This is a genomic window from Burkholderia sp. Bp8992 (assembly GCF_003853705.1).
GTDB lineage: Bacteria > Pseudomonadota > Gammaproteobacteria > Burkholderiales > Burkholderiaceae > Burkholderia.
The window spans coordinates 229,614-243,075 of record NZ_QTQI01000001.1; the positions used below are offsets into that span (position 1 = coordinate 229,614).

Annotated in this window: 11 protein-coding genes; 8 read left to right on the forward strand and 3 right to left on the reverse strand. The window is 66.5% G+C overall.

What is annotated here, in order from left to right; genetic code table 11:
* The first annotated feature begins 14 nt into the window (after positions 1-14).
* From trpA to DIE03_RS01105, 7 genes are all read left to right on the forward strand, one after another.
* Entirely contained in the window at positions 15-830 is an 816-nt protein-coding gene (gene trpA, locus DIE03_RS01070; RefSeq protein WP_124446633.1) for a tryptophan synthase subunit alpha, read from the forward strand.
* Positions 831-890: 60 nt separating this feature from the next.
* Complete coding sequence (gene accD, locus DIE03_RS01075; RefSeq protein ID WP_124446635.1) at positions 891-1,763, forward strand: acetyl-CoA carboxylase, carboxyltransferase subunit beta; 873 nt, start codon at positions 891-893, stop codon at positions 1,761-1,763.
* A 100-nt stretch (positions 1,764-1,863) separates the two neighbouring features.
* A complete protein-coding gene (gene folC / locus DIE03_RS01080; RefSeq protein ID WP_124446636.1) occupies positions 1,864-3,174 on the forward strand; it encodes a bifunctional tetrahydrofolate synthase/dihydrofolate synthase in 1,311 nt (436 codons plus the stop codon).
* 29 nt (positions 3,175-3,203) lie between these two features.
* Positions 3,204-4,037 carry an SPOR domain-containing protein gene (locus tag DIE03_RS01085; protein ID WP_124446638.1) on the forward strand — a complete coding sequence of 278 codons (834 nt, stop codon included), beginning with the start codon at positions 3,204-3,206 and terminating at the stop codon, positions 4,035-4,037.
* A gap of 6 nt (positions 4,038-4,043) precedes the next feature.
* Positions 4,044-4,538: a CvpA family protein gene (locus tag DIE03_RS01090; RefSeq protein WP_124446640.1), complete on the forward strand. Its 495-nt coding sequence runs from the start codon at positions 4,044-4,046 to the stop codon at positions 4,536-4,538.
* 51 nt (positions 4,539-4,589) lie between these two features.
* Positions 4,590-6,122 carry an amidophosphoribosyltransferase gene (purF, locus tag DIE03_RS01095; RefSeq protein WP_124446642.1) on the forward strand — a complete coding sequence of 511 codons (1,533 nt, stop codon included), beginning with the start codon at positions 4,590-4,592 and terminating at the stop codon, positions 6,120-6,122.
* Between the two features lie 247 nt (positions 6,123-6,369).
* Entirely contained in the window at positions 6,370-7,560 is a 1,191-nt protein-coding gene (locus DIE03_RS01105; protein WP_124446646.1) for an O-succinylhomoserine sulfhydrylase, read from the forward strand.
* Between the two features lie 106 nt (positions 7,561-7,666).
* Here the strand turns inward: DIE03_RS01105 and DIE03_RS01110 are convergent, their stop codons facing one another.
* From DIE03_RS01110 to DIE03_RS01120, 3 genes are read right to left on the reverse strand one after another with little or no spacing between them, the layout of a single operon-like run.
* Entirely contained in the window at positions 7,667-8,632 is a 966-nt protein-coding gene (locus tag DIE03_RS01110) for an NAD-dependent epimerase/dehydratase family protein (protein ID WP_124446648.1), read from the reverse strand.
* Positions 8,619-9,665 carry a GDP-mannose 4,6-dehydratase gene (gmd, locus tag DIE03_RS01115; RefSeq protein WP_124446650.1) on the reverse strand — a complete coding sequence of 349 codons (1,047 nt, stop codon included), beginning with the start codon at positions 9,663-9,665 and terminating at the stop codon, positions 8,619-8,621. Before gmd ends, DIE03_RS01110 begins: the two co-directional genes overlap by 14 nt.
* Positions 9,666-9,700: 35 nt before the next feature.
* Positions 9,701-10,765 (reverse strand): acyltransferase, encoded by a 1,065-nt coding sequence (locus DIE03_RS01120; protein ID WP_124446652.1) that lies wholly within the window; start codon positions 10,763-10,765, stop codon positions 9,701-9,703.
* A gap of 492 nt (positions 10,766-11,257) precedes the next feature.
* Between DIE03_RS01120 and DIE03_RS01125 the strand changes: the two genes are divergently transcribed.
* Positions 11,258-13,450: a hypothetical protein gene (locus DIE03_RS01125; RefSeq protein WP_185658084.1), complete on the forward strand. Its 2,193-nt coding sequence runs from the start codon at positions 11,258-11,260 to the stop codon at positions 13,448-13,450.
* Positions 13,451-13,462 lie beyond the last annotated feature (12 nt).

Below are 13,462 nucleotides of genomic sequence, written 5' to 3' on the forward strand. Positions count from 1 at the left end.
CCAGGAAAATTGCCATGTCCCGTATTCAGCAGACCTTCGCCGCGCTCGCCGAACAAGGCCGTAAGGGCCTGATCCCGTTCATCACGGCCGGCGACCCCGATCCCGCGAAAACCGTCGAATTCATGCACGCGCTCGCCGCAGGCGGCGCGGACGTGATCGAGCTCGGCGTGCCGTTCTCGGACCCGATGGCCGACGGCCCCGTGATCCAGCGCTCGTCGGAACGCGCGCTGGCGCGCGGCGTCACGTTGAAGAGCGTGCTCGCCGACGTGAAGCGTTTCCGCGAAACCGACCCCAAAACGCCTGTCGTGCTGATGGGCTATGCGAACCCGATCGAACGGATGGGCGTCGACGCGTTCGCGGCCGAAGCGCACGCGGCCGGCGTTGACGGCGTGCTGGTGGTCGACTATCCGCCGGAAGAGGCGGGCGTATTCGCCGAAAAGATGCGTGCCGCGCAGATCGATCCGATCTTCCTGCTCGCGCCCACGTCGACCGACGAACGCATCGCCGACGTCGGCAAGATCGCGAGCGGCTACGTCTATTACGTGTCGCTCAAGGGCGTGACCGGCGCAGGAAATCTGGATGTTTCGAGCATTGCGGGTAAAATCCCGGCCATCAAGTCGCGCGTGCCGGTTCCGGTGGGTGTCGGCTTCGGCATCCGCGACGCCGAAACGGCGCGCGCGGTGGCCGAAGTGTCGGACGCCGTCGTGATCGGCAGCCGCCTCGTGCAGCTGCTCGAAAGCGCCGAACCGGACGCTGCCGCCGCCGCGCTGAAGACTTTCATCGCCGAGCTGCGTGCCGCCCTGGACGGCGCGGGCAAGACGGCGCGATAAACACAACAGGAAGCGGGCGGGCCTTGCGGCTCGTCCCGCCACGGAACAGGAAACCATACGATGAGCTGGCTCGACAAACTGTTGCCGCCGAAGATCAAGCAGACCGACCCGAAAAGCCGCAAGGGCATTCCGGAAGGCCTGTGGGTCAAGTGCCCGTCCTGCGAGGCCGTGCTGTACCGCAATGACGTGGACGCGAACCTGCACGTGTGCCCGAAGTGCGATCACCACATGCGCATCGGCGCGCGCGAGCGCCTCGACGGGCTGCTCGATCCGGAAGGCCGCTATGAAATCGGCCAGGAAATCGTGCCGGTCGATTCGCTGAAGTTCAAGGACAGCCGCAAGTACCCCGATCGTCTGAAGGAAGCGATGGACGACACGGGCGAAACCGACGCGATGGTCGTGATGGGCGGTGCGATCCACACGCTGCCGGTCGTCGCGGCCTGTTTCGAGTTTTCTTTCATGGGCGGCTCGATGGGCTCGGTGGTCGGCGAGCGCTTCGCACGCGGCGCGCAGAACGCGCTCGAACAGCAGGTGCCGTTCATCTGCTTCACCGCTTCGGGCGGTGCGCGGATGCAGGAAAGCCTGCTGTCGCTGATGCAGATGGCGAAAACCACCGCGATGCTGACCAAGCTGGCCGAAGCGAAGCTGCCGTTCATCTCGGTGCTGACCGACCCGACGATGGGTGGCGTGTCGGCGAGCTTTGCGTTCCTCGGCGACGTCGTGATCGCCGAACCGAAGGCGCTGATCGGCTTTGCCGGCCCGCGCGTGATCGAGCAGACGGTTCGCGAGAAGCTGCCGGAAGGCTTCCAGCGCGCCGAATTCCTGATCAAGACGGGCGCGATCGACATGATCGTCGACCGTCGCAAGATGCGCGACGAGATCGCGCAACTGCTCGCGCTGCTGCAGCGACAGCCGGCCGACGCGCTGGCTTGACCGGCGCAAGGTTGTGAACTCCGCGCGTCGCCTGGCTGCAGCGTCAGGCGGCGCGCTTCGTTTTTTGGCGTAGTGGCGGTACCGATCCAGATTTGATCCGATGAGCACTTTTCCCACTCTCGACGCGTGGCTTTCGCATCTCGAACGCGCGCACCCGGTCGGCATCGACATGGGCCTGACCCGCATCGGGCAGGTCAAGGCGGCGCTGCAGCTCGAATTCGCATGCCCCGTCATCACCGTCGGCGGCACGAACGGCAAGGGCTCGACCTGCGCGTTCCTCGAGACGATCCTCGTGCGCGCGGGCTACAAGGTCGGCTGCCATACGTCGCCGCACCTGCTCGAATTCAACGAGCGCGCGCGCGTGAACGGGCAGAACGTCACCGACGACGAACTGCTGCCGCATTTCGAGGCCGTCGAAGCCGCGCGCACGTCGCTGGCCGAACCGGTGTCGCTCACGTATTTCGAATTCACGACGCTCGCAATCCTGCACCTGTTCGCGTCGCGCGGGCTCGACGCGGTGATCCTCGAAGTCGGCCTCGGCGGCCGGCTCGATGCGGTCAACATCATCGACACCGATTGCGCGATCGTCACGAGCATCGACATCGACCACACCGAATACCTCGGTGACACGCGCGAGAAGATCGCGTTCGAGAAGGCCGGGATCTTCCGCGCGGGCAAGCCGGCGATCTGCGGCGATCCGGCCGCGCCGCAAACGCTGATCGACCACGCCGAGGCGATCGGCGCCGACCTGTGGCTCGTCGGGCGCGACTTCCGCTACGAGGCGCAGGCAGGCGCGGAGCGCCAGCAGTGGAGCTACCTCGGCCGCGAGAAGCGCTATCCGGCGCTGGCGTATCCGGCGCTGCGCGGCGCGAATCAGCTGATCAATGCGTCGGCCGCGCTCGCCGCGCTCGAGGCGCTGCGCCCGGTGCTGCCGGTGTCCGCGCAGGACATCCGGCTCGGGCTCGCGAACGTCGAGCTGCCGGGGCGCTTCCAGGTGCTGCCCGGCAAGCCCGCAATCGTGCTCGACGTCGCGCACAACCCGCATGCGTCGGCCGTGCTCGAGCAGAACCTCGGCAACATGGGGTTCTTCCCGTACACGTACGCGGTGTTCGGCGCGATGCACGACAAGGACATCGGCGGCGTGCTGCAGCACCTGAAGGGCGAGATCGACCACTGGTGCGTGACCGACCTGCCGCTGCCGCGCGCGGCCTCCGCGGAGCAGCTCGAAGCCGCGCTGCGCAAGGCCGGCGTGGAGGAGGGGCCCGATTCGAGCGTGACGCGTTACGCGTCGCCTGCAGAAGCGTTTCGCGATGCACTAAAAAGAGCATCCGAGAATGATAGAATCGTGGTTTTCGGCAGTTTCCATACGGTTGCCGGCGTGCTGGCCTACCGTAAATCGCAGCAACACTGACTGACGGGCAGTTTCGGACTCAGCCATTCATGGGCATTTTCTCGTTCGGCAAAAAAGACGACGACGCGCCGCCGCGGCGCGGCGGTCGTACCGGGACCTCCCGGAACGTGCGCACGGAGCGCACCACTGAACGCGTCGAGCGCCGCTCGCGCCGCACCGAGCGTCCGGAATCGGACGCGCTGCTCCTCGATCCGACCCTTCCAGAAAAGCAACGCGCACGCCGTCGCCTCGTCGGCGCGATCGCGCTCGTCGTGGCAGCGGTGATCGTGCTGCCGATGGTGCTCGATTCGCACCCGAAGCCGGTCACGGACGACATCGCGATCGACATCCCGAACCGGCCCGCGCACCAGGCGGTCGCGCCGCGTGACGACGATGCGGCCGATGTGCAGGCAGGCGTCGCGCACGACGAACCGCCGGCGTCCGACACGGCCGTTGCGGCTGCACCGGCACCTGTGCCGGCGCCCGCAGCCAAGCCGGCCGCGCAACCCGATACGACGGCCACGGCGAGCGTGACGCCGCCCAAGCCCACGCCGAAGCCGGCCGCGCCCGCACCGAAACCGGCCGCGCCGAAGCCCGCGACCGTCGCGAATGCCGACGCCGCGAGCCCAGACAGCAGCGACGCATCGTCGCCGGCATCGCCGGCCGGTGCGCGTTTCGCGGTGCAGCTCGGTTCGTTCAAGGATGATGCGACGGCCCGTTCGTGGGCAACCAAATTGAAATCGGCGGGTGTGCCCGCATATGTCGAGCATCGCAAGCAGGCAGACGGCAGCACGGCTACACTGTTGCGTGCAGGCCCGTTCGCGGATCGCTCGGCGGCATCCGCCGCGATCGCGAAGGTGCGCGAAGCCGGTCTGACGCAGTAACGCGCGATGCTGACGGCTTTCGACTACGCTGTATTGGCGGTGATCGTGTTGTCGGCGCTGCGCGGTGCGTGGCGCGGCTTCGTGTCGGAGATATTCGGGCTGATCGGCTGGATTGCGGCGATCGTGATCGCGGGCCGCTACGTCGGGCTGGTCGTGCCGTATATCCCGGCGAACTGGCCGGGCGGTGCGCTGACGCAATGGGTGATCGCCTTCGCGGTGCTCGTGATCGGCGTCGTGCTGGTCGCCGGTGTCGCAAACGCGCTGCTGTCGCGGATCGCGCAGGCGAGTGGCCTGGGCGGCGTCGACCGCTCGCTGGGCATGATGTTCGGGCTCGTCCGCGGCTGTGTGCTGGTGGTGCTGCTGGTCGCGGCGGCCGGGCTGACCGAACTGCCCAAACAGGATTTCTGGCGCAATGCGCTATTGCGTCCCTTTGCCGAACAGGGCGTGCACGAGCTGAAGCAGCTCCTGCCCGACGGCATGGCCCAGTACGTACGCGTGTGACGACGCGGCCGGGCAGGACGGAACCGATTTTGTCATTCTGAAGGACATGCCATGTGCGGCATCGTAGGCGTTATCTCCCAATCCCCGGTCAATCAGCTGATCTATGACAGCCTGCTGCTCCTGCAGCATCGCGGTCAGGACGCGGCGGGCATCGCGACGGCGGACGGCAGCAATTTCCACATGTACAAGGCGAACGGCATGGTGCGCGACGTGTTCCGCACGCGCAACATGCGCAGCCTGCCCGGCACCTACGGCATCGGCCAGGTGCGCTACCCGACGGCCGGTTCGGCGTCGAGCGAAGCCGAAGCGCAGCCGTTCTACGTGAACGCGCCGTTCGGGATCATCCTCGCGCACAACGGCAACCTGACGAACTGGCAGCAACTGAAGGACGAGATGTTCCGGATCGACCGCCGGCACATCAACACCAATTCCGACAGCGAAGTGCTGCTCAACGTGTTCGCGCACGAGCTGCAACTGTCGACCACCGGCCTCGAGCTCGATCCGGCGTCCGTGTTCAAGGCAGTCTCGGGCGTGCATCGCCGCCTGCAGGGTTCGTATGCGATCGTGTCGCTGATCGCCGGCTACGGCCTGCTCGCGTTCCGCGATCCGTTCGGCATCCGTCCGCTGTGCATCGGCAAGCTCGAGACCGAGCACGGCACCGAATGGATGGTCGCGTCGGAGTCGGTGGCGGTCGAAGGCATCGGTTTCGAATTCGTGCGTGACCTGGAGCCGGGCGAAGCGATCTTCATCGACAAGGCCGGCAACTTCCACAGCCAGCAGTGCGCGGTGAACCCGACGCTGAATCCGTGCATGTTCGAATACGTGTATCTGGCCCGTCCGGATTCGTGCCTCGACGGCGTGCCGGTCTACAACGTGCGCCTGCGCATGGGCGACTATCTCGCCGAGAAGATCAAGCGCGAACTGCCGAACGTGCCGATCGACGTCGTGATGCCGATTCCCGATTCGTCGCGCCCGGCTGCGATGCAGGTCGCCGCGAAGCTCGGCGTCGAGTATCGCGAAGGCTTCTTCAAGAACCGCTACGTCGGCCGTACGTTCATCATGCCGGGGCAGGCCGTGCGCAAGAAGTCGGTGCGCCAGAAGCTCAACGCGATGAGCATCGAGTTCAAGGACAAGAACGTGCTGATCGTCGACGACTCGATCGTGCGCGGCACGACCTCGCATGAAATCGTGCAGATGGCGCGCGATGCGGGCGCGAAGTCGGTGATCTTCGCGTCGGCCGCGCCGCCCGTGAAGTTCCCGAACGTGTACGGCATCGACATGCCGACGCGCGGCGAGCTCGTCGCACACGGCCGCTCCGACGAAGAAGTCGCGAAGATGATCGGCGCCGACCACCTGATCTACCAGGACGTCGACGACCTGCGCCGCGCGGTGCGCGACATCAACCCGAAGCTCGAGCGCTTCGAGGCATCGTGCTTCGACGGCAACTACATCACCGGCGACGTGACGCCCGAGTATCTCGATGCGATCGAGCGCGCGCGTCTCGCACCGGCGTCGCAGGCCGATCGCGACACGGCCGGCGACACCGAGCGTTCGCAGATGAACCTGCAACTGTCGGTCGAGTGACACCGGCGCACGCTTGCGGAGAAGCGTGATAGGATGTGGCCTTGCGTCGATTTGATATCAGCTTGCGGACGCGGGGCGACTTCCCAAAACAGCTAAAGCGAAGGCCGGCGACAGCCGGCCCGAGTCGATCGCTGTCGTACCGCACCGAAGCCCGCTGATGCAGACGCATAGCGGGCTTTTTGTTTTTTGGCCTGGTTTTGATCTGGCCTGCGCGATGCGCGTGGCCATCGGATACGGAAAACGGAACATGGACGACTCCCTCAACTTCGACACGCTTGCCGTGCGCGCAGGCACGCTGCGCAGCGACTTCAACGAGCACTCGGAAGCGCTGTTCCTCACGTCGAGCTTCTGCTTCTCCAGCGCGGCCGACGCGGCCGAGCGCTTCGCGAACTCGGAAGACTACTTCACCTATTCGCGCTTCACGAACCCGACCGTCACCATGTTCCAGGAGCGTCTCGCGGCGCTCGAGGGCGGCGAGGCGTGCATCGCGACGGCGTCGGGGATGGCCGCGATCATGTCGGTCGTGATGTCCGCACTGCAGGCCGGCGACCACCTCGTCAGCTCGCGCAGCCTGTTCGGTTCGACGCTCGGGATGTTCTCGCAGATCTTCAGCAAGTTCGGGATCACGACGACCTTCGTCGACCCGACCGACCTGAACGCATGGCAGGAAGCCGTGCGGCCGGAAACGAAGATGTTCTTCCTCGAGACGCCGTCGAACCCGCTGACCGAACTCGCCGACATCGAGGCGATCGGCAAGATCGCGAAGGCCGCGAATGCGCTGTTCGTCGTCGACAACTGTTTCTGCAGCCCGGTGCTGCAGCAGCCGTTGAAGCTCGGCGCGGATGTCGTGATGCACTCGGCCACGAAATTTCTCGACGGGCAAGGCCGCGTGCTCGGCGGTGCGCTGGTCGGCTCGAAGGAATTCATCATGGGCAAGGTGTTCCCGTTCGTGCGCAGCGCGGGCCCGACGCTGTCGGCCTTCAACGCGTGGGTGCTGCTGAAGGGGATGGAAACGCTGTCGCTGCGCGTCGAGAAGCAATCGGCGAACGCGCTGGAAATCGCGCGCTGGCTCGATTCGCATCCGGCCGTGGCGCGCGTGTTCTATCCGAGCCTCGAATCGCATCCGCAGCATGAACTCGCGAAGCGCCAGCAGAAGGCGGGCGGCGCAATCGTGTCGTTCGAGCTGAAGGGCGACACGCCAGAGCAGCAGCGCGCGAACGCGTGGCGCGTGATCGACAACACGAAGCTCGTGTCGATTACCGGCAACCTCGGCGACACGCGCACGACGATCACGCATCCGGCCACCACGACGCACGGCCGCATCACGCCGGAAGCGCGTGCGGCAGCCGGGATCACCGAAGGGCTGATCCGCCTGGCGGTCGGCCTCGAGCACGCAGCCGACGTTCGCGCCGATCTCGCGCGCGGTCTCGAAGGCTGAGTCGCGCCGCCGGGCTCCGGGCCGGCATGAATGAAGCGGGCCGCTCGAAAGACCGGCCCGCTGTCGTTTCCGTGCACGCCGTTACACGTGCGTGGCGTCGCCCGGTTCAGCCGGCGTGCCCGGGCGGCGGCGCGGCGCGCATCGCGTCGACCATCCACCGCAGCGTTTCATCGAGCGGCGTGACGGGCAATTCGCCCACCGCGCGCCGCAGCTTGTCGCGCGACCCGCTCAGGCTCTTCACCTCGTTGTGCCGCACGAAGCGCGGATCGATCGTCACGTCGATCACGTAACCGGCGATGCGCGACAGCATCGCCAGCACTTCCTTCAGCGAATACGCGCGCTCCGAGCAGACGTTGAACGTCTCGCCGGCCGGTGCGGCTTCGACCAGCTTCAGATAGGCGGCCGTCACGTCGCGCACGTCGGAGAAATCGCGGCTCACGTCGAGGTTGCCGAGCGAGATCCGCGGCGCGTTGCGCGCGTAGTGCGCGACGAGCTTCGGCAGCAGGTACGCGTCGCTCTGGCCGACACCCGTGTAGTTGAACGGTCGCGCGATCACGATCGGCAGCCGGTCGGCCCACAGCTTCCCCGCGTATTCCATCGCGAGCTTGCTGACCGCGTAGTCGTTCGCCGGGGCCGGTGCGACGGTTTCGTCGAGCACGCCGGCCGTCGAGTTGCCGTAGATGTTCGCACTGCTGGCCAGCAGCACGGCCGACGGGCGGCGGTCGAGGCCCGCGAGTGCGGCCAGCAGGTTGCGCGTACCGGAGATGTTGACCGCGTAAGTTTGCGACGGCTCATCCTGTGCGACATGCGCGCGCGCGGCGAGATGCACGACCGCATCGGGCCGTGCATCGGCCGCCGCCGCGCGCATCGCCTCTGCGTCGAGCAGGTCGACCGGCAGCAGCGTGCAGTGCGCGAACGCCGGATCGTCGGGGCGCGGCGCGCCGGGCGCGATCGTACCCCAGACGTCATAGCCGGCCGCCTGCAGGCGTTCGGCCATGTAGCGGCCCGTGAAGCCCGTCAGGCCCGTGACGAACGCACGGCGCGACGGGCGTCCGCTTTCAGAACGTGTCATGGTGTTGGTTCCGCGTCAAATCCGCTTCGACCATCATCTGGCAAAGTTGTTCGAGCGTCGTCTTGGGTGCCCAGCCAAGTTTGCTTTTCGCCTTGTCCGCGCAGCCGATCAGCAGGTCGACCTCGGCAGGGCGGTAGAACTTCGGGTTCACTTCGACGAGCACGTTGCCGGTCGCCGCGTCGAGGCCGCGCTCCTGCTCGCCCTTGCCGGACCATTCGAGCTGGTAGCCGGCCGCCGCGAACGCCATCCGGACGAAGTCGCGCACGGTCTCGGTGCGGTTGGTCGCCAGCACGTAGGTGTCGGGCTCGTCGGCCTGCAGCATGCGCCACATCCCTTCGACGTATTCGAGTGCAAAGCCCCAGTCGCGCTTTGCGTCGAGGTTGCCGAGCTCGAGGCGCGTCGCCTTGCCGAGCTTGATCTTCGCGATCGTGTCGGTGATCTTGCGCGTGACGAACTCGCGGCCGCGCAGCGGCGACTCATGGTTGAACAGGATGCCGCTGCTGCCGAACAGGCCGTACGACTCGCGGTAGTTCACGGTCATCCAGTGCGCGTACAGCTTCGCGACGCCGTACGGGCTGCGCGGATAGAACGCGGTCGTCTCGGTCTGCGGAATGGCCTGCACCTTGCCGAACATCTCCGACGTCGATGCCTGGTAGAAACGCGTCTTCGGGCTCACGACGCGGATCGCCTCGAGCAGGTTCAGCGGGCCGATGCCGGTCACTTCGGCGGTCGTCGCCGGCTGGTCGAACGACACGCCGACGAAGCTCTGCGCGGCGAGGTTGTACAGCTCGTCGGGTTGCGTGCGTTCGAGCAGGCGCAGGCTCGAGCCGGCGTCGGTCAGGTCGTGCTCGACGAGCGTGAGGTTCGGGTGCGTGTCGACGCCGAGCTCGGCGATGCGCCAGAAATTCACCGAGCTGGTGCGGCGGTAGGTGCCGGTGACCTCGTAGCCCTTGTCGAGCAGCAGCTTGGTCAGGTACGCACCGTCCTGCCCCGAAATCCCGGTGATGATGGCCTTCTTGCGAGTTTGGCTCATGGCGTTGTCCTGGTAGAAACGATGGATGGTGAAATTCAGGCGGTCGTGCCGGCGGCGGCCGGCAGCGCGCGGCGCGCGGGGCCGCGCGTCAGGCGCCGTTCGAAGCCGTACCAGCTCAGGGTTGCGTACGCGAGCGTGATCGCCAGCGCGAGCGCAGCCGTGACGAAGCGGTTCAGGTGCAGCGGCCAGAGCGCATACAGCACGCTCAGGTGGATCAGGTACACGGTGTAGCTGACGGTACCGACGTAGACGAGCATCGGGTTGGTCAGTACACGTTGCACGAGGCCGCGGCCGCGCAACGCGATCACGACGATCGACGTGCACAGCAGCAGCGAGATGCTGTAGAGCGCTGCATTCGACAGCGGCGTGTTCGCGGCGCGGAAGCGCGGGAACGACAGGTGCAGCCAGCCGAGGATCGCGAGCGCCAGGAGTGCACCGACGATCGCGAGCGGATAGAACGGCTCCAGCGCGCGCCGGTCGCGGCGCAGCACGATCGCGAGCACCGCGCCGGCCGCGAGCAGGTCCATCCGGAACGGCGTCAGGTAGTAGATCGGCCAGAACGAATCGAACCACGGCGTCGCGATCGCGCGCAGCACGGGGGCTGCGACGACCAGCGCGGCGGCGATCCACAGCAGCGCGCGCTCCGAGCACCACAGCACGACGAACGGCCAGAAGATATAAAACTGCTCCTCGACCGCGAGCGACCACAGCACGTTCAGGCTGTCATGGCCGATGCTGCCGAGCGACAGCCCGATGTTGGTCGAGAAAAACGCGAACCACGGCCAGTGCGGCAGCCAGCTCGCGCCGAACAGGAGCGTCGACACCACCAGCAGCAGCACGTACGGCGGCAGGATGCGGCGCACGCGGCGCGCATAGAAATGGCTGAAGTACGACTGCCCGCGCGCCTTGCGATCGAGCAGGATGCCGGTGATCAGCAGGCCGCTCAGCACGAAGAACAGGTCGACGCCCATCCACAGCGGCGCTTTCAGCGCGTGCTGCAGGAACACGGCGCCCACCGCGATCGCGCGCAGCCCGTCGAGCTGCACGATGCGGCCGTGGTGCGGCGGGGTCAGGTCGGCGGGTCGCGAGATGCCCGTCATCGCGCCGCTCCTTTGCGACGCACGGCCGGGGCCGCGCCGTGTCGCACATCCGATGCGTGAACGTAATGCATGCCTTTGAATGAAATATCGAGTCGAAATCGATTCTAGGGAAAAGAAATCGGCAAAAAAACGCACGTCGTTTATCCGACGGAAAACATTCGAATGCCGATTAATCCGGTCGAAAGATGAAAGGTTGGCGCCCGGACCGCCTTGATAGGCGGCGCGGAGCGGCATTTTCTACGTGGTGGCGTGCGCAATGCGGTCGTTATTGCCGTTTCCAGATGCAATTTATCGCCTGTTCCGGCTCGATATTTCAGGCAGAAACATCCCCAAATATTTCCAAATTTCTTGTGATTATTTTTGCTTGTAACCTGCATCGCGACGTTTGAAACCCATTTAGCGACAGGGTGCGCCGGCGGCAGTCCGCGGCAGCGCCGGTCGCTGCTGCATCAAGTCTGGAGAAGCGCATTGCGACGTCTGATTTTGGTAGGCATGACGGTAAGCGCGGCGCTGCTGGCGAGCGCAGCGCCGGCCGAAACGGTGTTGCCCGCGACGACGTCGTGGATCGGCAACACGTTCGGCTATGGCGACGGCAGCTGGACGCAGATCGACATCCGCGCGATTGCGGTGACGCCTGAAGGCAAGGTGTATACGAACGCGCCGTGGGACGAGAGCGGGGCCGAGGCGAGCGTCTACCAGGACGGGAAGATGCTCGGCTTCGCTGGCGGCACGCACGGCTGGGGCAACCTCGGCGGCAACGCGATCGCCGTGAACAGCAAGTACGCGTATGTCGCGATCGGCGTCGGCAACGAGCGCGGCCACCTGCAATCGCCCGGCATCTGGCCGGACAAGGGCAAGCAGTGGTTCGGCATCTCGCGGCGCACGATCGGCGACATGAAGCAGCCCGCGCCGTTTCGCGCGTCGCCGCAGGTCGCGCCGGGCGGGCGCGCCGATGCCGGCCGCGCGCGGATGGCCGCGAGCTTCATGATGATGAACGAGGTGCCGGCCCCCGCGCGCTCGGAAGTGGGCGAGGCGAAGGCGGAAGTGGGCGGTCTCGCGGTGGATGACAAGACGCTGTTCGCGACGAATCCGTCGCACGACGTCGTGAATGTCTACGACGCCGAGACGATGCAGCAGAAGGGCACGTGGAGCGCGCACGAGCCGGGCCGCATCGCGCTCGCCGGCGACGGCACGCTGTGGCTGCTGACCGATACGCTGAGCGGGCCCGCGCATCTCGTGCACGTGCGTGCCGACGGCCGCAAGCTCGACGATGCGCCCGCGCTGCCGGAAGGCACCGACGCGGTGGACGTGGCCGTCGACACGAAAGGGCGCGTGCTCGTCGCGGACAACGGGCCGCGCCAGCAGATCCTGATTTTCTCGAAAGGCGGCAAGGGCTATGCGCAGTCGGGCACGTTCGGCGAGCGCGGCGGCATCTTCGCGGGCCCCGTGCCGGGGCGTCCCGGGCCGCAGCGCTTCAACGGGCTGACGGGCGTCGGCGTCGACCGCGCGGGCAACATCTATGTGTCGATGAACGGCATCGGGCCGCGCCACGACACGATCGGCGCCGGGCTCGGCGCGGTGCTCGAAAGCTACACGCCGGACGGCAAGCCGCGCTGGCAGGTGCAGGGGCTGCTGTTCGTCGACGGCGCATGGCTCGACCCGGCACGGCCGAACAGCGTGTACACGGGCAACAAGCGCTTCGAGCTCGACTTGTCGAAGCCGCCGGGCCAGGACTGGAAATACGTCGGCTTCCTGTCGAATCGCTTCAAGTATCCGGACGATCCCGTGTTCCACACGGACCAGTATCCGGGCATGCCGATCGCGCGGCGCGTCGACGGCCGCACGTTCCTGTACCTGACCGACATGTACGCCGATCACCTGAAGATCTACCGCTTCGACGCGAAGCGCGACGGCGAGGTCGCGATTCCGTCGGGCCTGATCGCGGGCCGCGCGCGGCCGGTCGACAAGGTGCCGAACAAGCCGCCTGGCGGCGACTGGCTGTGGCGCGACGCGAACGGCAACGGCCGCATCGATGCCGACGAATCCGAGATCAACACGACGGGCAAGGCGAAGGCGGGCGGCTGGGGCTGGTGGGTCGACACGAAGGGCGACATCTGGCGTACCAGCGACGTGCGCGGCATCCACCGCTTCCAGTACGGCGGCGTCGACAAGGCCGGCAACCCGATCTACTCGTACGACAAGGTCACGACCTATCCGATGCCGCAGCCGTTCACGCAGCTGCGCCGTTCGATCTACGAGCCGCAGACCGACACGCTGTACGTGACCGGCTACACGGCCGACGCGCCGCCGCAGCCGGGCATCAACAAGGAAGTGGGGCGCGTGCTGATCCGCTTCGACAAGTGGTCGACGGGCTCGCCGGTCGTGCGCTACCAGGTGGCGCTGCCGTGGCAGCTCGATGCGAAGCCGATCCTGGACCTGATCGGGATCACGGTCGAGGGCCGCTACATCTTCACCGTGGAGCCGGTCGGCAAGATCCACGTGTACGACAAGGACACCGGCAAGGAAGTGGGCGTGATGAGCCCGGGCACCGAGGTCGGCAAGGCATCCGGCTGGGTCGACGTGCCGTTCGGCATCAGCGCATTCCGGCGCGAGAACGGCGAATACCTCGTGTTCGTCGAGGAAGACGCGCGCGGCAAGGTGCTGATGTATCGCTGGAAACCGTGACGGGCGGCGCGC

Coding starts and splice junctions, on each gene's coding strand:
- trpA (WP_124446633.1), top strand. CDS start 15: ATGTCCCGTATTCAGCAGACCTTCGCCGCGCTCGCCGAACAAGGCCGT.
- accD (WP_124446635.1), top strand. CDS start 891: ATGAGCTGGCTCGACAAACTGTTGCCGCCGAAGATCAAGCAGACCGAC.
- DIE03_RS01085 (WP_124446638.1), top strand. CDS start 3,204: ATGGGCATTTTCTCGTTCGGCAAAAAAGACGACGACGCGCCGCCGCGG.
- DIE03_RS01105 (WP_124446646.1), top strand. CDS start 6,370: ATGGACGACTCCCTCAACTTCGACACGCTTGCCGTGCGCGCAGGCACG.
- gmd (WP_124446650.1), bottom strand. CDS start 9,665: ATGAGCCAAACTCGCAAGAAGGCCATCATCACCGGGATTTCGGGGCAG.
- DIE03_RS01090 (WP_124446640.1), top strand. CDS start 4,044: ATGCTGACGGCTTTCGACTACGCTGTATTGGCGGTGATCGTGTTGTCG.
- DIE03_RS01120 (WP_124446652.1), bottom strand. CDS start 10,765: ATGACGGGCATCTCGCGACCCGCCGACCTGACCCCGCCGCACCACGGC.
- folC (WP_124446636.1), top strand. CDS start 1,864: ATGAGCACTTTTCCCACTCTCGACGCGTGGCTTTCGCATCTCGAACGC.
- purF (WP_124446642.1), top strand. CDS start 4,590: ATGTGCGGCATCGTAGGCGTTATCTCCCAATCCCCGGTCAATCAGCTG.
- DIE03_RS01125 (WP_185658084.1), top strand. CDS start 11,258: ATGACGGTAAGCGCGGCGCTGCTGGCGAGCGCAGCGCCGGCCGAAACG.
- DIE03_RS01110 (WP_124446648.1), bottom strand. CDS start 8,632: ATGACACGTTCTGAAAGCGGACGCCCGTCGCGCCGTGCGTTCGTCACG.